This window comes from Streptomyces sp. NPDC004788 (assembly GCF_053601115.1).
Window position 1 is genome coordinate 197,924 of record NZ_JBSGBF010000002.1, and the last position, 20,883, is coordinate 218,806.

20 protein-coding genes are annotated in these 20,883 nt (G+C 72.8%); 3 read left to right on the plus strand and 17 right to left on the minus strand.

What is annotated here, in order from left to right; genetic code table 11:
• Nucleotides 1-142: 142 nt before the first annotated feature.
• Complete coding sequence (locus ACWEJX_RS01965; protein ID WP_451605611.1) at nt 143-337, minus strand: hypothetical protein; 195 nt, start codon at nt 335-337, stop codon at nt 143-145.
• Nucleotides 338-561: 224 nt separating this feature from the next.
• Here ACWEJX_RS01965 and ACWEJX_RS01970 point away from each other — a divergent pair, with 224 nt between their 5' ends.
• On the plus strand, nt 562-1,545 hold the full coding sequence (locus tag ACWEJX_RS01970; protein WP_451605612.1) for a helix-turn-helix transcriptional regulator: 984 nt from the start codon (nt 562-564) through the stop codon (nt 1,543-1,545).
• Between the two features lie 127 nt (nt 1,546-1,672).
• Here ACWEJX_RS01970 and ACWEJX_RS01975 read toward each other — a convergent pair whose 3' ends face one another.
• The 14 genes from ACWEJX_RS01975 to ACWEJX_RS02040 all read right to left on the minus strand — a co-directional run bounded on the left by ACWEJX_RS01975 (nt 1,673) and on the right by ACWEJX_RS02040 (nt 18,417).
• Entirely contained in the window at nt 1,673-2,962 is a 1,290-nt protein-coding gene (locus ACWEJX_RS01975) for an ATP-grasp domain-containing protein (RefSeq protein WP_451605613.1), read from the minus strand.
• 202 nt (nt 2,963-3,164) lie between these two features.
• Nucleotides 3,165-4,463 carry a diaminobutyrate--2-oxoglutarate transaminase gene (gene ectB / locus ACWEJX_RS01980; RefSeq protein ID WP_451605614.1) on the minus strand — a complete coding sequence of 433 codons (1,299 nt, stop codon included), beginning with the start codon at nt 4,461-4,463 and terminating at the stop codon, nt 3,165-3,167.
• Nucleotides 4,464-4,562: 99 nt separating this feature from the next.
• Nucleotides 4,563-5,735, minus strand: coding sequence for an amino acid:polyamine antiporter (locus tag ACWEJX_RS01985; protein ID WP_451605615.1), 1,173 nt, complete (start codon nt 5,733-5,735; stop codon nt 4,563-4,565).
• Nucleotides 5,735-7,036 carry a lysine N(6)-hydroxylase/L-ornithine N(5)-oxygenase family protein gene (locus ACWEJX_RS01990; RefSeq protein WP_451605616.1) on the minus strand — a complete coding sequence of 434 codons (1,302 nt, stop codon included), beginning with the start codon at nt 7,034-7,036 and terminating at the stop codon, nt 5,735-5,737. The genes ACWEJX_RS01985 and ACWEJX_RS01990 overlap by 1 nt, the downstream gene beginning before the upstream one ends.
• Nucleotides 7,037-7,088: 52 nt before the next feature.
• Nucleotides 7,089-8,222 (minus strand): NAD(P)/FAD-dependent oxidoreductase, encoded by a 1,134-nt coding sequence (locus ACWEJX_RS01995; RefSeq protein WP_451605617.1) that lies wholly within the window; start codon nt 8,220-8,222, stop codon nt 7,089-7,091.
• Between the two features lie 59 nt (nt 8,223-8,281).
• On the minus strand, nt 8,282-10,237 hold the full coding sequence (locus tag ACWEJX_RS02000) for a class I tRNA ligase family protein (protein WP_451605618.1): 1,956 nt from the start codon (nt 10,235-10,237) through the stop codon (nt 8,282-8,284).
• Nucleotides 10,238-10,279: 42 nt separating this feature from the next.
• Nucleotides 10,280-10,843, minus strand: a complete 564-nt coding sequence (locus ACWEJX_RS02005) for a DUF3291 domain-containing protein (protein WP_451605619.1) — start codon at nt 10,841-10,843, stop codon at nt 10,280-10,282.
• Between the two features lie 52 nt (nt 10,844-10,895).
• On the minus strand, nt 10,896-12,155 hold the full coding sequence (locus tag ACWEJX_RS02010; RefSeq protein WP_451605620.1) for an NAD(P)/FAD-dependent oxidoreductase: 1,260 nt from the start codon (nt 12,153-12,155) through the stop codon (nt 10,896-10,898).
• Nucleotides 12,156-12,160: 5 nt separating this feature from the next.
• Nucleotides 12,161-12,871 carry a rhodanese-like domain-containing protein gene (locus ACWEJX_RS02015; RefSeq protein ID WP_451605621.1) on the minus strand — a complete coding sequence of 237 codons (711 nt, stop codon included), beginning with the start codon at nt 12,869-12,871 and terminating at the stop codon, nt 12,161-12,163.
• 4 nt (nt 12,872-12,875) lie between these two features.
• Nucleotides 12,876-14,588, minus strand: coding sequence for an AMP-binding protein (locus ACWEJX_RS02020; protein ID WP_451605622.1), 1,713 nt, complete (start codon nt 14,586-14,588; stop codon nt 12,876-12,878).
• Nucleotides 14,582-15,505: an alpha/beta hydrolase fold domain-containing protein gene (locus ACWEJX_RS02025; RefSeq protein ID WP_451605623.1), complete on the minus strand. Its 924-nt coding sequence runs from the start codon at nt 15,503-15,505 to the stop codon at nt 14,582-14,584. The genes ACWEJX_RS02020 and ACWEJX_RS02025 overlap by 7 nt, the downstream gene beginning before the upstream one ends.
• A complete protein-coding gene (locus ACWEJX_RS02030; RefSeq protein WP_451605647.1) occupies nt 15,498-17,333 on the minus strand; it encodes an amino acid adenylation domain-containing protein in 1,836 nt (611 codons plus the stop codon). Before ACWEJX_RS02030 ends, ACWEJX_RS02025 begins: the two co-directional genes overlap by 8 nt.
• Before the next feature lie 137 nt (nt 17,334-17,470).
• The gene (locus tag ACWEJX_RS02035) at nt 17,471-17,950 is read right to left on the minus strand and encodes an N-acetyltransferase family protein (protein WP_451605624.1); all 480 of its coding nucleotides are present in this window, start codon (nt 17,948-17,950) and stop codon (nt 17,471-17,473) included.
• Nucleotides 17,941-18,417, minus strand: a complete 477-nt coding sequence (locus ACWEJX_RS02040; RefSeq protein WP_451605625.1) for a hypothetical protein — start codon at nt 18,415-18,417, stop codon at nt 17,941-17,943. Before ACWEJX_RS02040 ends, ACWEJX_RS02035 begins: the two co-directional genes overlap by 10 nt.
• A gap of 250 nt (nt 18,418-18,667) precedes the next feature.
• On the opposite strand from ACWEJX_RS02040, the gene ACWEJX_RS02045 reads away from it, so the two are divergent.
• Nucleotides 18,668-19,948, plus strand: coding sequence for an MDR family MFS transporter (locus ACWEJX_RS02045; protein ID WP_451605626.1), 1,281 nt, complete (start codon nt 18,668-18,670; stop codon nt 19,946-19,948).
• A 131-nt stretch (nt 19,949-20,079) separates the two neighbouring features.
• Here ACWEJX_RS02045 and rpsN read toward each other — a convergent pair whose 3' ends face one another.
• Nucleotides 20,080-20,385: a 30S ribosomal protein S14 gene (gene rpsN, locus ACWEJX_RS02050; protein ID WP_451605627.1), complete on the minus strand. Its 306-nt coding sequence runs from the start codon at nt 20,383-20,385 to the stop codon at nt 20,080-20,082.
• Nucleotides 20,385-20,621 (minus strand): 50S ribosomal protein L28, encoded by a 237-nt coding sequence (gene rpmB, locus ACWEJX_RS02055; protein WP_451605628.1) that lies wholly within the window; start codon nt 20,619-20,621, stop codon nt 20,385-20,387. The genes rpsN and rpmB overlap by 1 nt, the downstream gene beginning before the upstream one ends.
• Before the next feature lie 86 nt (nt 20,622-20,707).
• Between rpmB and rpmG the strand changes: the two genes are divergently transcribed.
• Complete coding sequence (gene rpmG / locus ACWEJX_RS02060; protein WP_123456582.1) at nt 20,708-20,872, plus strand: 50S ribosomal protein L33; 165 nt, start codon at nt 20,708-20,710, stop codon at nt 20,870-20,872.
• Nucleotides 20,873-20,883 lie beyond the last annotated feature (11 nt).

Sequence of the window (20,883 nt, forward strand, 5' to 3'; positions counted from 1 at the left end):
TGGCGAGCGTTGCGTTCGAGAGAGGACGAAAGGCGGAAGGGTGAAACCGTCAGAAGTCGGTGAAGGGCGCGGACGTGCCGTCGGGGGGCGGCGTTTCGGCGAACGCCCAGTCGTTCAGGCCCCCTCGGCCACCCCGGTGTGCTCAGCCCCAGTCGTTGGTGAGCGGCTTGAGCGTGCCGGAGTCGGCGGCTGTCGCGAGGGCGCCGGTCTGCCCGGAGAAGGGCGTTGCCTGCTGAGGCCCCGTCGGTTCGGCGCCGGACGGGGCCGAACCGACGCCGCCGAGTATCAGGAGGGCGGCGACGGCACCGGAGGCGATGTGGGGCGTGAAGCGGTTCACGGGACTTCTCCTGGAGCTGAGGAAGTGCGGGGCCTGAGCAGGGTGCGCGGGTCCGCCCGCCGCTGTCGCGTCAGCCGGTCGCCCTCGCAAGAGGCATGGTGCCCGCCCGGGGAGCTTCGTGGCGGGCCGCGTGTGTGCAGCAACCGGCACGCCGCCGGTACACGTTGCTGCAGCGCGCCCGAATCGGCGCGGAGCGGTTCGGGTGTGCCCGGACAGGGGTGGACATGACGGACAGGGACGTCGAAGCGCAGGACCGCCCGCTGCCCAACCTGGGGTTCCTGGGCGTGTCGACCGAAGAGGAACGTTTCTACCGGGCGCTTCTGCGGGGCGACACCGACCCCGGTGGTGACGTGCCCGAAGCGGCCGCCAGGGTCCTGGAACTGGGCATCGTGATGCGGACCCGCACGGGAGGGCTGCGGCCACTGCCCCCGCAGTGCGCGGTCGAGCGCCTGATCGAATACCGCCTCGGTCAGCTCCAGCACGACCTCCAGGAGACGGCCAGACGCATGGGCCTGGCCGGTTCCCTGAGTCTGGAGCAGGAACCCGTCACGGCGCCGGTGGCCAACGGGAACCCGGCGGTCCAGCAGATCGAGGGCCTGGAGGCCGTCCGTACGGTCATCGACGAGCTGACCTTCTTCGCCCGTACGGAGAACATGACCACCAACCCGGTCGGAGTGCTCACCCCCGAGTCCATCGAGGTCTCGCGCCCCATCGACCTGCGCATCCTGCGCCGTGGCGTGCGGATGCGCACGCTGATGGCGTCGGCCTGCCTGCAGGACGAGACGACCATGACGTACCTGCGCGAACTGGCGGCACGGGGCGCGGAGATCCGCATCTCGGCGCATCCTCTCGAACGCATGATCATCTGCGATCGCGCCGTGGCGCTCACCCCCATCGACCCCGAGAACACGGCCCGGGGTGCCCTGCTGACCCGCGAGCCCGGCCTGGTCAACACCGTGGTCTCGCTCTTCGAGCGGATGTGGGCGGCGTCCAAGGAGCTGCCCGAGGACACCGTCCCCGCCCTCACCGAGACCGAGCAGCGCGTCGTCAAGGCCCTGTACCTCGTCGACAAGGACGAGACCGGGGCCCGGCAGCTGGGCATGGCCGTGCGGACCTACCGCAAGCACGTCGCCCGGCTCATGGAACGGCTCGACGCCGAGACCCGTTTCCAGGCCGCGCTCCGTGCCCGCGAGAGCGGCTGGATCTGACACCACCCGGCGCGGCCACCGCGAGCGACCACCCGGCCGGCGTGCCGTGCCGGCCGGGTGGTCGCGTCGAGTAGTCGCGTCGGGTGGTCGCGTCGGGTGGTCGCGTCGAGTGGTCCCTGATCGAGGGCTACGCCTCGATCACCAGCTCGACCCGGTCCGCGCAGGCGCCCACCTCGCTCTCCGGGTCCGCCTCCCACGGCAGGTCGACGACCACGGACGCCGAGCGCCCGTACGAGTCGTTCAGGGTCCCGAGGCCGGCGCCCCGCCGCAGGCCGACCATCACCGACGCGCACCGCGCCGGGGCCTGTGCGTCGGACGGGGTCACCGTCGGCCAGAAGCCGTCGTCGGCGATCCACGACACCGTCTGCCCCTCGAACCGGACGTCCATCAGCCGGCCCGGCCGGTGTTCCACGAAACGCTGTGCGGCGCGCCGGACCGGTGCCGGGTACTCCGGCTTCACGCCGAGGGCGAGGTCGACCATGGCCGGTTCGAGCGGGAGACCGGTGGCGAGGTGCCACATCATGGTGATCGCGTCACCGGGGAGGCGGGCGGCTATCTCCATCAGCACCGGCTGCCCGTCACGGAGCCGGAACTCCGCGTGCGTGATGCCGCTGCCGAACCGCAGGGCCTTCAGGATCGCGCTGTTCGCGGCGGCGAGCGCGTCCGACTGCGCGAGCGGCACCTTCGCCGGGCTGGTGTGACCGATCTCGGTGAAGTAGCGGCTGTTGCCCTCGTTGGTGAGCTTCGCGGTCACGCCGCTCCAGACCACCTCGCCGTCGTGCACCAGGGCCTCGACCGAGAACTCCGGCCCGGTGACGAGTTCCTCGACCAGGATCGTCTCGTCCGGCTCGTACGCGCCCAGCGCGGAGCGCAGTTCGGCGTCGTCCGAGACCCGGACCACGCCCGAGCTGAACATCCGCCCCGCCGGCTTGACGACGCAGGGGTACACGTCGGAGTGGGCGGAGTCCCGCTCGTGCGGGGCGAAGGCACGCCACGACGGCCCGTGCTCGCGCAGGATGACGCGCTGCATGACCTTGTCCCGGCACACCCGGGCCGCCCAGGCGCCGGGGCCCGGCAGGCCCAGCGCCTCGGACAGGACTCCGGCCGGGTCGACGAAGACCTCACCGCTGCAGATCACGCCGCGGACGTCGAAGTCCGCGATCCAGTCCTGCACGGACGCCAGCACTCCGGAGATCGCGGCGTCAGGGAGCTTGCGGACGGCCTCGATCCGGGACAGCGGGTGCGTGTCGTCCTCGATGAACGCGGTCAGGGCCGCCAGGTCGGTGGTCGGGCCCACGATGACCAGCGGCGCCAGTCCGCGCTGTGCGATGTCGGTGATCAGGCGGTGCTGGCGGGCGAGGGCCGCCAGGTCGCTCATGACGATGACGGCGGGGGTGCGGGTGCTCTGGTGGTTCAACGGAACTTCCTCTGTGGGGATCGGTTGTCGGAATCGTCGTCGGAATCGGTTGTCGGGATCGGGTGACTGACGTTGTCGATGCGGTGCGCGACAGGAGACCGGGCGGGAGACCAGGCGGGAGGCCGGGATGGGAGGACCGGGGGGAGAACCGGGATGGAGGCCCGGGATGGGAGGCCCGGGACGGGAGGACCGGGACGGTGCCCTAGCGGGCCCCCGCCAGGGCGCGGCCGGCCACCGGGTACGAGCGACCGCCGGCGCCCACGGCTTCGGCCACCGCCTCCCGCAGGATCCCGAGGCCCTCGTCCAGTTCCTCGTCCGTGGCGGTCAGGGCCGGCATGAGCTTCACGACCTCGTCACGGGAACCCGCCGTCTCCACCAGGAGGTTGCGGGTGAAGGCGGCGTCCGCGACCTGCCGGGCCAGGTACGGCTCCCGGAAGGCCAGACCCCACACCAGGCCACGGCCGCGCAGCGCCGCCACGTGTGCGTCATGCCGCTCGGCGAGCTCGCCCAGCCGCTCCGCGAACAGGTGGCCCCGCTCCTCGGTCCGCCTCTCCAGGGTGCTGTCGCCCCAGAACTCGCGCAGGGCGGCGGTGGCCGTCACGAACGCCGGGTTGTTGCCGCGGAACGTGCCGTTGTGCTCGCCCGGCTGCCAGACGTCCAGCTCGGTCCGGAACAGCGTCAGGGCCATCGGCAGGCCGTATCCGCTGATGGACTTGGACAGGCAGACGATGTCCGGGGTGATCCCGGCGGACTCGAAGCTGAAGAAGGGACCGGTACGGCCGCAGCCCATCTGGATGTCGTCGACGATCAGCAGGATGCCCCAGCGGCCGCACAGCTCCGCGAGGTCGGCGAGCCAGCGCGGGCCGGCCGGGTTCACGCCGCCCTCGCCCTGCACCGTCTCCACGATGACGGCCGCGGGGAGCTCCAGGCCGCTGCTGCTGTCGGCGAGCATGCCGTCGAGCAGCTTCAGCCCGGACACCTGGCCTCCGGCGAACCCGTCGTACGGGATGCGGAAGACGTTTCCCAGCGGGACGCCCGCGCCCGCGCGCTTGGCGCCGTTCCCGGTGACGGCCAGGGACCCGAGCGACATGCCGTGGAAACCGCCGGTGAAGGCGACGACCGTCTGACGTCCGGTCACCTTGCGGGCCAGCTTCAGCGCGGCCTCCACGCTGTTGGTTCCGGTGGGGCCGGGGAACTGGACCCGGTAGTCCAGGTGCCGCGGGCCGAGCACCCGCGCCGCGAACTCGCCGAGGAAGGCGTCCTTGGCGGTGGTCAGCATGTCTAGGCTGTGGGTGACCCGGTCCTGCCCGAGGTAGTCGAGCAGAGCGCGTTTCAGGACGGGGTGGTTGTGCCCGTAGTTCAGGGCGCTGGCACCGGCGAAGAAGTCCAGGTAGGCGCGGCCGTCGCGGTCGAACATGCGACTGCCGCGCGCCTGGTCGAACACCACGGGCCAGTTGCGGCAGTAGCTGCGCACTTCTGATTCGATGCTGGAGGCGGTCATGACGTTTCCTCGGATGTCGACGGGAAGGACGTGGACGAGAACAGGAGGCGGTACGGGAAGGAGCGGCCGGACGGCGGGGCGGCGCCCGTGCCGTGGTGGTCAGGCGCCGCGCAGGAACGGCCAGGCGAGCACCGCCAGGCCGGCGTGCACGAGCAGCAACACGGCTCCGGCCCACCGCAGCAGCGGCCCGCCGTGGCGTACGGCAGCGGCGGCGGCCAGCGCGTAGCCGATCACCGCGGCCGCGGCCGGCCCGAGCAGCAGCAGCGGGACGGCGCCGTCCCCGGCCCCGGCCCAGGCGAAGCCGCAGCACGCCGCACCGACGGCCGCGACGACGGCTCTGGAGGGGCCGCGCCCGGCAGCGCTCCGGCCGCCGGGGCACAGCCGCGAGGCGATCCCGGCGGCGGTACGCACATTGGTGAAGCAGTAGGAGGTCAGCACCGCGGCCGTGGCCGCGGCGAGCACCCAGCGCAGCGGCGCGGGGCCCGGCTCCTGGGCGGTCGGTGCGCCGACAGTCCACCCTTGGACCACGGCCAGTCCCAGGTACACGGCGGCCACGCAGACCACCCCGAGAACCACGCCCGCAGCGGTGCGCCGCGGGCCGACACCGGTGCCGGGGGCGGCGGAGGCGACCGCTTCCCAGCCGACGCCCGCGAAGAACAGCGCCGCGAGGGCGAGCCACAGGGCACCGTGGGGAGAGAGCCCCGGCGGCGCCAGCGCCGTGTGCGCCCCCGCCCCGGGTACGGGGAGCCGGCCCCGTACGGCGCAGGCGAGCGCGAGCGCACCCGCCACCCAGGGCCGCAGCCGGAGCACGACGGCCGGAAGCCGCAGCGGACTGAGCGCCGCCGCGACGGCCACGGCGAGCACGCCGAGCGCGAGCAGCAGCCCGTTTGTCCCCGGCCGGGGAACCGAACCACCCGCGGCCGTCAGCAGACACGTGGCGGCGAACCAGGCGATCGCCGCCTGCCCGGCGGTGAAGGCGATCGCGAAGGCGCCGTCCACCGTCCGCTCGGCCCACGTGCCCAGCAGGGCCCCGACGACGCCCGCGAGCGAGCCCCGCCGCGCCGTCCGGCTGACCAGCAGGGCCAGCACGAGGCTGACGGACCCGCCGATCAGGAGGTGGACCGACCACACGAGGACGCCGTGCCCGCCCGCCAGAGCCGCGACGACGGGCGGCATGACCAGCATCCCCGCACCGAGGACGCCACGGACGACCGGGGCGGCGATCCCCGGGACACCGGCGGCCGAGCGGTGCGGAGCACCCGCCGGCTCCATTACAGGAGGCGCTTCCTGAGGCTCTCCGCGATGGTCTTCGCGCGGAGCGACAGCAGGCTGAAGGAACCGGCGTCACCGATGCCGTGGCTGGACTCGCAGAGGCCGTTGAGGAAGAGCGCGGGCATGTCCGGCCCCAGCGGCCGCACTTCGTAGTCCGGGCCGACGGACAGGTAGCCGTCGCCGTCGAAGGCGAAGTCGTCGGCGACGCCCCGCAGCAGAGCGGGCACGCGCTCCTGGTGGGCGCCCGGACCGAGGTCGCGGAATCCGGTGGCCAGGACGACGAAGTCGGTCTCGTGCCGCTCGGACTCGCCGGTGACCAGCTCCTCCGCGCTGAGCCGGACCCCGTCCTCGTGGACCTCCACACCGCGCACCTGGCGGCTGCCGCTGACGAACACCCGCTGGTCGCCGTCGAGTCGCTGCTCGTAGATGAGCCGGTACAGCTCGCGCAGCACGTCGCCGTCGGCCGACGAGTAGTTCGTCAGCCGCATGAACGCGTCGATGGAGTCCTTGCCCGCGCGGGAAGCCCCGTAGTAGTAGTCCGTGAAGCCGGGGAAGTACCCCTCCTCGCTGAACGGGCTGGTGTCCTTCTCGCGCAGCGTCAGCGCGCGCACGAGGGTGGTGACCTGGGCGCGGGGATAGCGCCGCGCGAGGTCGAGGGTGAGCTCGACCGCGCTCTGGCTGCCCCCGACGACCGTGACCGCGCGCGGCGCCGGATCGCCGTGGGCTGCCGTCCGCAGCTCTTCCAACTGCTGGAGGGCGGGCAGGTAGTCGGTCAGGTGGAAGACGCGCGGCGAGTCCACGCCGTCGAACGGCTCCGGAATGAACCGGGCCCGCCCGGTGCCGACCACGAGGGCGCGCGCCTGCACGGTCTCGCCCGTGGACGTCGTGACGGCGTAGCGCGGCCCGCCGTCGGCGTCGCGGCTGAAGGCGACGTCGGTGACGCGCACGCCGTAGTCGACCAGGTGGCCGAAGTGGCCGGCGGCCCAGGTGACGTACTGCGCGTACTCCTTGCGCAGCGGGAACTCCACCGGAAGGTTGAGGTGTTCGATCAGGCGGTCGTTCTCGAAGAGGTAGTTGATGAAGCTGTAGCGGCTGCGCGGGTTGCGCAGCGAGACCAGGTCGCGCACGGGGTGGTTCTGGATGTCCGACCCGTCGAGCATCATCGCGCTCTGCCAGGACGGGCCCGGCCTGGCCTCCAGGAACCGCACGTCGAGATCGGAGTCCTCCTCTTCGAGGGCGATGGCCAGGGCCAGGTTGGCCGGGCCGAAGCCGATGCCGAGCACGTCGTGGCAGTGGGTCATTTCTCTCCCTTGGTGAATGCTGTGGTGAAGACAGGTGGGGTACGGGCGGCGGTCAGGCGGCGTCGGAACAGGCGTCGGCCGCGACCGCGTCGGCGATCCGGCGACCGGCCTCCGGAGCCGTCCTGACCCCGCCGCCGTTCCACCCCCGGACCGACCAGACGTGCGGCACGCCCGTGCCCTCCATCAGTCCGTACGCGGCGCCGCCGGCCCCCGCCGTGCCGTAGGCGTCCGTGGCGCGCACCGTGTGGAGGTGCGCCGCCTCCGCGAGCCACGGGAACGGGGCGGCGAGCGCCGACAGGGTGGCCCGCGTGTGCGCGGGGTCCGGCCGCGCGTCGAACGCGGAGTCCCAGACGAGGTGCGGCATGCCGATCAGCGTCCGGTCCCGGCCGACCGGCTTGGCGTACACCCCGGTCCGCAGGTCGATCAGGGTCGCGTGGGGCGGCGCGGACGGGCCGCGCCCGACGATGCTCACCTGGATCGACCGGGCCCGGACCGGCGAGACCGGCCGCAGCCCGGGCACCGGTTTTGCCGCCCAGGGCCCGACCGCCGCGAGGACGGCCCCGGCACGGATCTCGCCCGCGTCGGTGCACACCACCGGGCGCCCGCCCCGCGCTTCCACCGCACGCACGCGCACTCCGCAGCGGACGGCGGCGCCGTCGGCGCCCGCCTGCGCCAGCCAGTCCTCGGTGACCTCCGACGGTGCCACCCAGCCCGCTTCCGGCTCGACCAGGGCGACGCCGCCGGACAGGCGTATCCCCGCCACCTCGGTGCGCCCCGTCACGACGTGGGCCGACGCGTCCGGAGTCCCGTTGATCCGCCCGGCCGCCTCCCGGAGCGCGGTCTCCTGGGCGGGGTCGGCCACGGTCACGGCGCCGACCGCGTGCAGCGGAGCCCGCCGTGACGCCCAGCGCGCGGGATCCCGGTAGACGGCCAGGCTCGCCAGGGCGAGTTCCGCGACCGCCGGGTCGGGATCATAGGCTCGCACCATGCCGCCGGAGCGGCCGGTGGCCCCGGCGGCCGGCCGTGGCGCCTGGTCGAGCACGACGACGGACAGGCCCCGGCGTGCCAGGTGGTGCGCCGCGGCGGCGCCGGTGATCCCGGCGCCCACCACCACGACGTCCGCGCCCGGGGGCACGTCCCCGCTCGGCCGGGACGCCGGGCCGGACGCCCGGTCGTCCCGGCTCACGAGCCCTTCGTCCCGGCTCGTGCGCGTTTCCTGCCGGCTCGCGCCCGATTCGTTCCCGCTCACGCGCGCTCGTTCGCGGCGAGTCCGGGAGCGGGCGACCCGCAGGTGGTGCCGGACGGCAGGAAGGACCACTCGGCCTCGCGGACCGGGTGCCCGGGCAGCCCCAGCCAGTCCCAGACCCGCTGGGCCAGCTCGGGGGTGACCGGCCAGGCGAGGGCGGCGAACGCCTTGGCCGCCAGGTAGTCGAGGGCCAGGCTGGTGCGCGCCTCCTCCGCCAGGGACGGCACCTCGCGCAGCGCCTCCTCGGTGGCCCGGAACTCGGCGGACCGCGTCACCACCGACTCCAGCAGGTCGACGTAGCCGCGCGCGCTGAAGGCCTCCGGCAGGAGCAGGCCGTCGAGTTGCCGGGTGGCGAGGTTGAGGTACCGGTAGAACTCGCGGTGCGCGTCCGTCCAGGCCCCGGTGCCCGGCACCGTACCGCCGCTCCGCTCGGCCACCGCCGCGAAACCGCCCAGCCAGTCCCGGACGGCGAGGTGGAGCGGGTCCTCCGTGAGCCGGTCGGCGCGCTCCTGGGTGATGCGCGTGACGCGTCCTTCCGGGGCGTCGCGCAGCAGGGCCAGGCGTACGGCGTCCGGGCCGGCCGCCGCGAGGGCGTGGTCGGCCCAGACCGCGTGGCCGCGGCTGGTGGAGAACTTCGCGTCCTCCAGGTGCAGGAACTGGTTGGTGACGAACGCGGCGGGCAGGTGGTCGGCGAGTCCGGCGGCGAAGGCGAGCACCGGCAGCAGGACCGCGTAGTAGAAGCTGTTGTCGTACCCGAGGAAGAGCGTGATCTTCGCCGGGCCGTCCTGCTCGGCCTCGGTCCGGGCGGCGTCCAGGAAGGTGAGCGCGAGGTCGGCCCAGGCGTCGAGGGCCTGGCCCTCGCCCAGGGCGACACCCCACTCGGTGGTCCGGGCGAGCCGGTACGGAGGCAGCCCCTCGGTGAGCAGCCGCTCGACGAGCGTCCGCAGGTCGGGCGAGGTGTGGGAGGCCCGCAGGTACGCGCGCAGCTGCTCCGCGTAGGCGTCCAGGTCCAGCCACAGCGCCCGTTCCGGGCGCAGCGCGGCCGGGGTACCGCAGATCCGGCACTGCACGCCGGTGAGTTCGCGGGCCTCGTTGGGACGGCCGCAGGCCTCGCAGATCTCGCCGTCGCTGGCGGCACCGCAGTGCGCGCAGGCCCCGCGGGCGAACGCCTGGTGCAGCGACAGGTCGCACTCCGGGCAGTAGGCGGTCTCCCGCTCCTCCTCGGTGACGGCGGGCGAGGAGGCCACCCGGGCGAGCAGCTCCCGGATCCGGCCGGCGTGCTCCGGGTCCTTCGAGGGGCGGGTGAGCCGGTCACAGCCGACGCCGGCCGCGCGCAGGGTCGCGACGATGGCGTCGCCCTCGGTCGCGGCCACCTCGGCGGGGGCCGTGCCGCGCAGCCGCGCGGCGGCGGCGACGTACGACTGGTGGTCGTCGGTGCCCGTGACGTACCGCGCGTCACGGCCCGCGCTGCGCAGCGCGCGCACCAGCATGTCGGCGCGGACGTACGGGCCGGCGAGGTGCCCCAGGTGCAGGCCGCCGTTGGGCGTGGGCGGGGGACAGAACACCAGCGAACGCTCGGCGAACTGCTTGCGCGGAGGGGCCTGTTCCAGGGCGGCGACGGCGGTCGGGATGTGCTCCCAGTAGACCGAGACGATGTCGAACGGCTCGTCGGACTCGTTGCGGATCTCGTGGAAGCCGAAGGGCGACAGGTAGACGACGCCGCCCGGCTCGAGTACGCGTTCCTCGTCCCCGAGGACGACGACGGCCCTGCCGGCCAGGACGACGAACATCTCGCCGTCCTGGTGGGCGTGGCGCTTCGAGACGGTGTGCGGGGGGACGCTGCCGAAGACGGAGCCGAAGGGCAGCCCCTCGATGTCGGCCGCGGACAGCATCGGTTGGAGGTGCATCTCGTAGGACCAGCTCATCGCCGACCGGTCGAAGGCGCGCGTGATCACAGGAAGTTCCTTGCTGGTGGAAGGGGTGTGGTGGTGGGTGCGTCAGGCGCCGGCGCCGGCGCCGCGCCGCTCGGCCGGGCCGCGCAGCTGCGTGGGGGTGCCGTCGGCGGCGAAGGGATGCCGGAAGGTGAAGGCGACCGGGGACGGACCGTGGTCGTGCAGGTGCTCAAGGCGCTCGCAGGCGTCCGACCAGGTGGGGACGGCGTCGTCGGCCACCCACCAGGCGGCGTAGGAGGGCCATTCGGGCTTCAGGAACCACTCGTGCCGCTTGCGCAGCGCGGCGCGGTGCAGACCGTCGGAGTAGACGAAGGAGAAGACGGAGTCCAGATCGGTCCAGAGGGACAGGGTGGAGGCCCGGCTGTCCGTCTCGTCGGTCCGGCCACCGGTGTAGAAGCGCGGGACGTCGAACGTGCCCCACGCGCCCCAGTCCCGGAGGAAGTTGGTGAGGTGCTCCTGGCCGGGCTCCTCCTTGGCCCGGGCGATGAATCCCGGGCTCCGCTCCGCTTCCTCGAACGTGGGCGGTGTCCGGTCGTCGAACTCCTGGACCCCGGGATTCCCGTACGGTTGCTTGAGGATCGCGAAGGTCGTGAACGCGACGCGCGGCATAAGGGTCAGTCCTCCTGGTGATGCGTCTGACGGATGTCGGCTGCGGCTGCTGTCACGCCCGCGGGGCGGCGGCCTTTCCGCGGGTCATCAGCGCGCGCATGAAACTGCGCTGGAACTCGTCCGGCAGCGCCATGCGGCCGGTGAGGGCCAGGTACTTGCGGCTCAGGTCCTGGCTGCCGGCGATGGTTTCGAACATCGTCCGCCGGGTCGTCTCGTCCTTGCCGACGAGCGAGTCCCCGCAGATGCCCTTGGCGTGGGGAAGGATCGTTTCCTCGAACCGCTGCCGGTAGTCGGCCACGCCCTCCCGCAGATCCGTCCCGGTCAGTGACCGGTCGGCGAACGAGCGGGCCAGCAGATCGGCCGACAGCAACGAGAACCCGCAGCCGACGCCGCTCATGGCGTCCAGCGACAGGGCCGCGTCGCCGACGAACGGGACGGAGCCGACCGCCGGCCGACGGATCCGGCTCGGGTAGTCGCCGTAGCCCAGCAGGGGCGACTCCGGGACCGCGTGGGCGACCGACGGAGCGTCCGGCAGTCCGTCGAAGTACTTCAGGAACTCCCGGAGCCGCCCTTCCTGGCCGTGCCAGCCCTCGACCCGCGACTTCTCCGCGAAGAGGACGAGCTCGGTCCTGCCACCGACGAGCGGATACGCGCAGGCCAGGTCGTGGTCGTTCATGACGAACACCGAGCGGTTCCCCGCCGGGGCCTCGATGCCCGTGAAGTAGCCGAAGAGGGCCGCGCGCTCGTTGGGGTGCTCCTCGGCCGCGTTGCCGAGCAGCCCGGCCAGCCGTGAACGGCGTCCGTCCGCGGCGACCAGCAGCCGGGCCCGGAAGCGGCGGGAGCCGGCCTTGCCGACGGTGTCGAGGACCCAGCCGGATCCGTCCTCCTCCTCGACGCCCTCCACCCCGGTGTCGTCGAAGAACCGCACGCCCTGCCGCAGCGCGGCCTCACGCAGGGCGGGGTCGAGCACCCGGCGTTCGAGGTTCAGCGCGTACGAGTCGGGCCGCTCGGGATCGTAGCCGCCGGGCGTCTCGACCACGCCTCCGGGCGTGACGAACACCGCCTTGGTGGCCACCGACCACGCGGGCTCGCGGAGATGGGCCAGCCCGAGTCCGTCCAGGAGCGGCACCGCGTGCGGCTGGACGAAATGCGTGCAGAGCTTCTTGTAGGACTGCGCGGTCACGGCCTTCTTCTCGAAGACCGCGACACGGTAGCCCAGTTGGCTGAACCGGATGGCGGTGGCGCAGCCGGAGATGCTCCCGCCCACCACCGCGACGTCCACCGTCGAGTCGTCGTGCGTCCGCGTGCTCATGGGGATCAGCCGGCGCAGCCGCAGTCGACGGCGTGGGACGCGCACGGAGCGGCCTGCCCCTCGGTGGCGTACCCCTCCCGCTTCCACCAGTCCAGGCCGCCGATCAGCTCCTTGACCCGGAATCCCGACGTCGCCAGCTTGATCGCCGTCTTGGTGGAGGCGGTGCAGCCGATGCCGTCGCAGTAGGCCACGTACAGCGGCGTCCTGGAGAGAAGGGCCAGCGAGTCCTGAGAGATCGAGCGGTGCGGGATGCTGACCGCGCCGGGGATGTGCTCCCGCTCGTACGCCGCGCTGCCGCGGCCGTCGATGACGACCAGGTCCTGGCCCTCTTCGAGCGCCGTCCTCAGGTCCGCGGCGTCGATCTCGTAGGCCAGCTTCGCGTGGTAGTAGGCGAGCTGGTCGTGCTGCTCGCGCTGCTCACGCTGTTCCCGGGGAGCGTCGTCCGTGCTCGGGGCGGCCGTCTCCGGCTCGCCCGTGAACCGCTCGGCGATGGCGTACAGATCGCCCAGGCTGCTCGGGGTGACCAGCGAGTCCGCGTGCTCGCCCAGGTCGACGCCGCAGTCCTCCAGGAGCGTGACGAGCACGCTGATGGTCAGGAGCGAGTCCAGGCCGAGGCTGTTGAGTGCGGTGTCGTCGGGGAGCGGCGACAGGTCCACCGGCTTCCCCAGCGCCGCCTCAAGATACGCGGCGACCTTGTCCTTCACCGTTGCAGACATAGAGCTATACCTCATCCATGGTTTCGACAGCGCCGTCGGCCGACAGCGCGAAAAGGTGGGAGTCCGACTGCTGCGCCGCCGCCGCCAGGCGCTGCAGCAGCTGCCGCTCACCGGGCTCCGCGGCCGGTCCGGCCGGTGCTTCGGGTGCTTCGGTCGCCTCGGGTGCCCAGGCCAGCAGCACCGGGCGCATGTACTCGGGCAGCTCGCGCAGGCGTTCCGCCAGCTCCGCGGTGACCGCCCGGTCCTCCGACACGACGACGAGCGCGACCACGTCCCGCTGCTTGTGGCGTACGACGCCCGCCACCGCCCGGTCCACGCCACGGCAGCCCAGGGCGGCCCGGCGGACCTCGCCCAGGTGGGTGCGGCGGCCCGCCAGCCAGGCGACCTGCCCGTCGCCGTGCCCGTGCATCACGACGGTGCCGTCGGCGTCGTAGCTGCAGACGTCCCCGGTCCGGAACCAGCGCGTCCCGTCGCGCTCGACGACCAGCCGGGCGGTCTCCTCGGGACGGTCGAAGTAGCCGCGCATGACGGACACACCGCCGACCCAGAGCTCGCCGCGCTCACCGGGCCCGTGGACCTCGGTCCCGTCACGCATGATCCTCACCCGCGTGCCCCGCAGGGGCCGGCCGGCCGGGCAGGCGGTCATGCGCTCCGCGTCCTCCGGTCCGACCTCATGGGTGAGGCTGAAGATCGTGGCCTCGGGCGGCCCGAACGCGTGGACCACACGGGCCTGCGGAAGCTGCCGGGTCCAGACGCGGAGCACCTCCGGTGCACAGAGCTGAGCGCCCGTCAGGACGAGCTCCAGGCAGGGCAGTTTCGCGCGGCTGATCTGCCGGCCGTCGCCGGTGACCATGGCCAGGAGCATCGAGACCGCGATCAGGTGGGTGATCTCCTCGCGGGCGAGCACGGCACGCATGACGGCCCCGGCCGGAAGGCCGCGGAACTGGTGGACGAAGGCTCCCAGCGACAGCGGGAGGAGGGTGTCCAGCAGCGACACGTCGACGTGGAAGGGCGCCAGGCTCAGGACGCGGGACTCCGCAGTGAACCGCAGGACCTCGTTGTGCGCGCGGAAGTGGGAGTAGAGGGCGTCGACACTGATCTCGGCCCCCTGCGGCTCACCCGTCGCACCGGAGGCGAAGACGATGTACGCGGCGTCCTCCGGCCGATGGGCCACCGTGGCATGGGGGACCGCGGGCCCGGAGAGTATCTCCGCCAGCCGCGTCCCGCCCAGCCAGCCGCTGCCGGGGACGGCGGGGTCCCGGTCGCCCAGAGTGATCACGACCGCCGGGGCGAGCCGGGTGAGCAGTCCGCGCAGCCGGGCCTGCGGCTCCGCGGCGTCGAGGGCCACGTAGACGGCGCCGCGCTTCCAGATGGCGAGGGCGAGCAGGGGCATGACCGCCCGCTTCTCCGCCAGCACCACGACGCGGTCCCCGGCCGCCACGCCCTGTCCGGCCAGCCAGGACGCGACGGCCTGAGCACCCCGTTCGAGCTCGGCGAACGTGTAGCTGACCGACCCGTCGCCGACCGCGACGCGATCCGGCCACCTGAGTGCCGGGGCCACCAGCAGATCACCCGGAGCGGGCGGCGCACCGCCGGTACCGCGGGTGCCGCCCGCGTCGACCGCACCGCCCGCGTCGACCGCACCGCCCATGACGCCCGCGTCGACCTGGTCGGCCGACCACGGCGGCAGCGACGCCGTCTCACCTTCGACTACCACGTGGAGTCCTGTCCTTTCGGCGGAAACGCGGTCCTGGCGATCTCGCCCACGGCGCTCCTCGCCGAGTCGAGCCGTCCGGCGTACAGGCAGAAGTCATGCGGGAGGCCGGGGAAATGGAGGTGCCGGAGACCCGACGGGCGATCGGCCGTGCGCTGCTCCACCCAGGCGAGGCCCTCGTCGCGGAGCACGTCGCAGCCGGCCGTCACGACGGAGCAGTCCGGCAGGCGGGCCAGATCGCCCCGCGACAGGGCCGGCGGATCGAAGTCCCGTTCCGCGAAGAAGGGTTCAAGGTACGACCGGAAGAGCCGCATGCTGTCCCGGTCCAGGAAGTGGCCCTCGCCGAAGGCGTCGTAGGACGCGCGCTCCGTGCCCAGGTCGAGCACCGGGTAGATCAGCACGATGCGCGAGAAGACCCCGGGCAGGACCCGCAGAGCGAGGTAGAGCGCGAGCAGACCGCCGACACTGTCACCGGCGAGGACGAGCCTGCGGTCTCCCAGGTCGTGGCACCGCCGCGCGACGCGTTCGGCGAGCTGCGCGACCGACTGCTCGACGGTGTGTTCCGGTGCCTTCAGGTAGTCGAACGCCTCCACGGGGGCGCGCAGTTCACCCGCGAGGACGCGCAGGAAGGGCTGGAAGACGGCGGTCGAGTAGTAGACCATCCCGCCGCCGTGGACGTACAGGACCCAGGGGCTGTCCGCGTCCTCCTCGACCGGCCGGACGACCGTCGTGTGCTCGCCCACGCTGACCGTGGCGCGGTCGTCCGGTGCCGCCGTGCCTCCGAACCGGGAGATCCAGCGCTCGGCGTTGGCCCGGTCCTCGGCGAGGGAGCCGGCGGACGCCCGTACGGCCATGATCCTCCTGGCCGCGGCCAGCCGGCCGAACTCGGGGTGCAGGGGCAGTTCCGCCACGTCAGGCACGGGCTTCCCCACCGACGGCCTGGACGTTCCCGACGGCCTCGCCGTCTCCACCGGCGTCGACGTCTCCACCGGCGTGGACGTCCATGCCGGCCTCGACGTCCACCACGTCCCGCGCGCCTCCGACGGCCTCGACGTCCACCACGTCCCGCGCGTCTCCGACGGCCTCGACGTCCACCACGTCCCGCGCGTCTCCGACGGCCTCGACGTCCACCACGTCCCGCGCGTCTCCGACGGCCTCGACGTCCCCGGCAGCCGTGAACACGAAACGGGTCGCGTTCGACTGCCCGGCCGCCTCGCCGAGCCGCCGCATCAGCAGCTTCTCGTCCGTCTTGCCCGTCGACGACACCGCAGGGTCGGGCGACCAGCCGACGACGCTCGGGCGCATGTACCCGGGCAGCAGCTCCGCCAGGCGCTTCTCGACGTCCGCCACCACCGCCGGGTCCGGCGCCACCACCACGAGCGCGATCACGTCGTGGCCGAGGCGCGTGACCAGCGCGACGGCCGCCCGCTCGACGCCCGGGCAGCTCAGCACGGTCTGCCGGACCTCACCCAGGTGGATGCGGCGCCCGGCCAGCTTGACCTCGTCGTCGTTCCGGCCGCGGAACACGATGTCGCCGTTCTCGTCGTAGCTGCACAGGTCGCCCGTGCGGTAGTAGCGGACGCCGTCCACCTCGACCACCCGGCGCGCGGTCTCCTCCGGCCGGCCGAGGTACCCGCGCATCACCTGCTCGCCGCCGATCCACAGCTCCCCGGTCCGGCCGGGTTCGCGGACCTCGGCGCCGTCCGCCACGATCCGTGCCGCCACACCGCGCAGCGGCCGGCCGATCGGATAGGAGCCCACCCGCTCCGGGTCGACCCGTTCGATCTCGTGGGCGACGCAGACGATCGTCGCCTCGGTCGGCCCGTAGACATTGATGACGCGCACCTCGGGGAGGCCGGTCTTCCACACGTTGATGACCCCGGGGTCGCAGACCTCCGCACCCGTCATCACCATCTCCAGGGCGGGGAAGTTCTCCCTGGTGACCTGTCGCCCGCCCTCGGTGATCATCGTCAGCAGGGTGGACACCGCGATCAGATGGGTGATCCGCTCACGCCTGATGACCGCGCGCATGACGGCGCCCGCGTGCACGCCGCGGAACTGGTGGACGTACGCGCCCAGGGAGAGCGGCAGCAGCGTGTCCTCGATCGACACGTCGAAGTGGAACGGGGACAGGCTGAACACCCGCGAGTCCGGGGTGAACCGGAGCACCTCGTTGTGGTTCCCGAAGTACGCGACCAGGTTGGCGACGGTGATCTCGACGCCCTTGGGCTCGCCCGTGGAGCCCGACGTGAAGATGATGTACGCGGTGTCCTCCGGCCGGTGCGGCACGGTAGGCCACTCCGGGACCGGTGCGGCGAGGACCGGGTCCAGCACCGTCCGGCCCGCCCAGCGGACGTCCTCGACGACGGGCTCCCGGTCGTCCAGGGCGATCACCACACGGGGTGCCAGGCGGCCGAGCAGGCCGCGCAGCCGGGGAGCCGGCTGTGACGCGTCGAGCGGTACGTAGACGGCGCCGCACTTCCAGATCCCGATGGCCAGCACGGGCACGAGCGCGCACTTCTCGGCGAGGATCGCCACGCGGTCACCCGCACGGACGCCCTGCCCGGCGAGCCACGTCGCGAACGCCTGGGCCTGCTGCTCCAGTTCGGCGAAGGTGAGGCCGCTCCGGCCGTCGTGCAGCGCCGGACGGCCCGGCCGGTTGGCCGCCGCCGCGCGGACGAGGTCACCGAGCGCGGGTGCCGGGCCGGCCTGGTCGGCGGGGTCGAGGGACCACGGCGGCAGCGGCACCGCCGCGGCCGGCGCCGCGGCGAAGCCGCCGGCGTTGTCCGTGGCGTTGTCCGTGGCGTTGTCCGTGGCGTTGTTCGCGGCGCTGTTCGTGGCGCTGACGGTGTTGGCGAGGGTGCTGTTGCTGGTGGTGCTGCTGGTCACGAGACGTCACCTGCCCCGATGTCGTAGTGGAAGCGGATCTTGGTCTTGGCGCCGGCGCCCATGTGCCGGTAGAAGCCGATGCCGAGCTCGTTGTCGACGGGTGTCTGCCACTCGGCCCAGCCGCATCCCCGGTCCCGCGAGAACTCCCGCAGCCGGTCGAGGAACACGCGCCCGATCCCCGTGCCCCGGTAGCGCTCCCGGATGTAGAGGCAGTCCATGTAGGCGAACCGCTCGGCGCTCCAGGTGGCGAAGTCGGTGGTGACGGTCATGAAGCCGCACGGCTCCCCGCCGTCCGTCGCCAGCCAGCCGTGCAGCACCGGCGACGGCCCGAACAGCGCCGACCGCCACCGTTCCACCTGGCCGTTCTCGTGGAAGTCCGCCTTCTCGTACGCCGCGTGCTCCCGGCAGAGTGCGAGCAGCGAGTCCAGCTGGCCCGGCCCGATCGGCCGCACCTCGATGTCGTCGTTCACACCCACCCCGAGAAGGTCGTCCGCAGGTACGCGTCGAGGGAGTCCTGGTCGAGCCGGCCGTGCGCCAGCACGGTGTTGACCCAGGCGTCACGTTCGAAGGCGATGACCTCCAGCTCCCAGACGCAGGCGATCAGGTCCGGCTGGGCGAGCGGGGCGAACGTCGTGTTCCCCGCGGCGTCGGTCCGCGAGCCGCGCACCCAGTGCTTGAGCATGTCGGCGTCGTACCACTGGCTCACCAGCAGGTAGGTGCCCTCCGCCCCGCGGTGCAGGATCAGGAATCCGGCCGGGTGGTCCCCTTCCCGCGGGGAGTCGCCCAGGACCGACGCGGCATGCTGCCGCAGCCACTCCGGCTCCGGGAGGTCGGTGCCGAGCTCCGGCCGCGCGAACATCGCGTAGGCCTTCAGGACCCTGCCGCACACCTCCACCGGCGGAAGCGCCGTGACCAGGCGCGGTGCGTACGTCAACGGGTTCATCCGGCCGCGCTCCTGCTCCGCGAACCGGCCATCTTCTCTCTCACGTGCTCTCCAGCCCCGGTGTGCTTCCTTGCGGGAACGACTCTGCCGTCCGGGGGTGCCCACGACGGGGCCGTGGGCGTGCAGCTTGCTGCGCGCACGGACTCCGCATCCTGCAACCGCACCCGGGCTCCTCGCAGGGCCGCGTCGGCCACCCTTGCTCCGCGGGGCCGGGCACGCACACGCCGAGGCCGACGACGGAGGAGAGAACATGGGACTCAGGCCACTGACGAGGGCGCGGTCGGCGCTCGTCGCGACCTTCGGCGGGCTGTCCGCGGGCTTCTGGTGGCTCTGGACCGCTCAGCTCGTCAACCGGGCCTGTGGTTTCGTGATGCCGCTGCTCGCGTTCTACATCACCGACGAACTGAAGGGCAGCGCCGCCTTCGCCGGCGCGGTCGTGGCGGCCATCGGCGTGGGCTCACTCGTGGCGGGGCCGTTCGGCGGCATCCTGGGCGACCGGATCGGCCACAAGCAGACGCTCGTCGGCGCGCAGGCCGCGACGGCGGTGAGCATGGTCGCGCTCGCCTACGCCCGGGCGCCGTGGGCCCTGCTGCTCGGCGCCTTCGTCGTCGGCGTGGTCGGCAACGCGATGCGGCCGGCGCACAACGCGCTGATCGCCGACGTGACCCCGCCGGCCGACCGGACCAGGGCCTACTCGCTCAACTTCTGGGCGATCAACATCGGTTACTCCGTTGCCATGGTCTCGGTCGGCCTCGTCGCCGTCACCGGCTACACCGCGCTGTTCTGGCTCAACGGTGCCACCACCCTGCTCGGCGCCCTGATGATCGCGGCCCGGGTCCCCGGCTCCCGCCCGGCTCCCGTCCCGGCCGACGCGGCGGAGGCCGGCGGATTCGGCGCCATCCTGCGCGACCGCCCCTTCGTGGCGTTCGTCGTCGCCGAGTTCCTGGTGCTCACGATCCTGCTGCAGTCCGAGAGCGGTCTGCCGATCGCGATGGGCAAGGACGGGTTCTCGCCCAGCACGTTCGGACAGGTGGCCGCGCTCAACGGAATCGCGATCGCCCTGCTCCAGCTGCCGCTCACCCGGCTCTACAAGCGCTTCCCGGATTCCCGGGTGCTCGCCGGTTCTTCCTCGCTGATCGGCATCGGCTACTCCGTCCTCCTGCTCGGCCACTCCTCCTGGCTCTACGCGGTCTCCATCCTGGTGTGGACCGTGGGCGAGATCGGCAACACGCCGACCAGCTTCGCGCTCGTCGCGCGGATCTCGCCGGATCACCTCCGCGGCCGCTACCAGGGTCTGTTCCAGGTCGCCTGGACGGGCGCCGCCGTCGTGGCGCCGCTGGTCGGCGGCGGAGCGATCGAGGCGTGGGGCGTGGCGCCGCTGTGGACCGGTTGCCTGGTCGTCGGCCTGGGAGCGGCCGCCGCGCAGGTGTACATCGGTACGGGCCTCAGCCGACGCGCGGAGGAACGCCCGGCCGAGCCGCCGCGGCCCGCCACGGCCACTGCCGGTCCCGGTACGAACTCCGGCACCTGACCCCACCCTCGGGTCGCACAGTCACCGCGCACGCGCGCGGTGACCCGCCTCCTCACGTCCGCCGCCGGCGGGGCCTTGGTGTGGTCTTGGCCGTGGCGCCGGCGGCGATCGCACGGCTGTCGACTTCCCGTCTACCAGGACGACTTGGTCACGCCCGGCAGGAACCCGGCGTGTGCCTGCTGTCGCGCCCGCACGCGCGAGAGGCCGAACTTGCGCAGATAGCCGCGCGGGCGGCCGTCCACGCCGTCGCGGTTGCGTACGCGCGTGGCGCTGGCGTCGCGCGGTTGGCGCCGCAACTCCGCCAGGGCGGCGTCCCGTTCGGCCGGCGTGGAGGACGGGCGGCGGATGATCTCCTTGAGTTCGGCCCGCCGGGCGGCGTACCGCCCGACGATCTCCTTGCGCTTCTCGTTCTTCGCGATCTTGCTCCGCTTCGCCATCAGACCTTCCCTCCCCGCGCGCGGATGCGTGCCACGGCCGCCTCGACGCCGATCACGTCCACCGTCTTGACGGCCTTGGCGCTCAGGGTGAGCCGGACGTGCCGGCCCTCGCTGGGCAGCCAGTAGCGCTTGCGCTGGATGTTCGGGTCGAAACGGCGTGAGGTGCGCCGGTGGGAGTGGGAGATCGCGTTGCCGAAGCCCGGCTTGGCGCCGGTCAGTTGGCAGTGGGCCGACATGGCTGCCGCCACCTTTCTCGCTGGCTGGGTGTGATGCTCACGGTAGCCTATTTGGAAATGAAAATCGTTCCCATATACTGCTCGGCATGGCACGCAACGAGATCCGTCCCGTCATCAAGCTCCGCTCCACGGCGGGCACCGGCTTCACCTATGTGACGCGCAAGAACCGGCGCAACGACCCCGACCGACTGGTGCTGCGGAAGTACGACCCCGTGGCCGGCCGCCACGTCGACTTCCGCGAAGAGCGCTGACCACCTCGCCC

Excerpts from the sequence above, each read along its gene's own strand:
- ACWEJX_RS01970 (WP_451605612.1), top strand. The coding sequence starts at position 562 with ATGACGGACAGGGACGTCGAAGCGCAGGACCGCCCGCTGCCCAACCTG.
- ectB (WP_451605614.1), bottom strand. The coding sequence starts at position 4,463 with ATGACCGCCTCCAGCATCGAATCAGAAGTGCGCAGCTACTGCCGCAAC.
- ACWEJX_RS01985 (WP_451605615.1), bottom strand. The coding sequence starts at position 5,735 with ATGGAGCCGGCGGGTGCTCCGCACCGCTCGGCCGCCGGTGTCCCGGGG.
- ACWEJX_RS01990 (WP_451605616.1), bottom strand. The coding sequence starts at position 7,036 with ATGACCCACTGCCACGACGTGCTCGGCATCGGCTTCGGCCCGGCCAAC.
- ACWEJX_RS02005 (WP_451605619.1), bottom strand. The coding sequence starts at position 10,843 with ATGCCGCGCGTCGCGTTCACGACCTTCGCGATCCTCAAGCAACCGTAC.
- ACWEJX_RS02010 (WP_451605620.1), bottom strand. The coding sequence starts at position 12,155 with ATGAGCACGCGGACGCACGACGACTCGACGGTGGACGTCGCGGTGGTG.
- ACWEJX_RS02015 (WP_451605621.1), bottom strand. The coding sequence starts at position 12,871 with ATGTCTGCAACGGTGAAGGACAAGGTCGCCGCGTATCTTGAGGCGGCG.
- ACWEJX_RS02040 (WP_451605625.1), bottom strand. The coding sequence starts at position 18,417 with ATGAACCCGTTGACGTACGCACCGCGCCTGGTCACGGCGCTTCCGCCG.
- ACWEJX_RS02045 (WP_451605626.1), top strand. The coding sequence starts at position 18,668 with ATGGGACTCAGGCCACTGACGAGGGCGCGGTCGGCGCTCGTCGCGACC.
- rpsN (WP_451605627.1), bottom strand. The coding sequence starts at position 20,385 with ATGGCGAAGCGGAGCAAGATCGCGAAGAACGAGAAGCGCAAGGAGATC.
- rpmB (WP_451605628.1), bottom strand. The coding sequence starts at position 20,621 with ATGTCGGCCCACTGCCAACTGACCGGCGCCAAGCCGGGCTTCGGCAAC.
- rpmG (WP_123456582.1), top strand. The coding sequence starts at position 20,708 with ATGGCACGCAACGAGATCCGTCCCGTCATCAAGCTCCGCTCCACGGCG.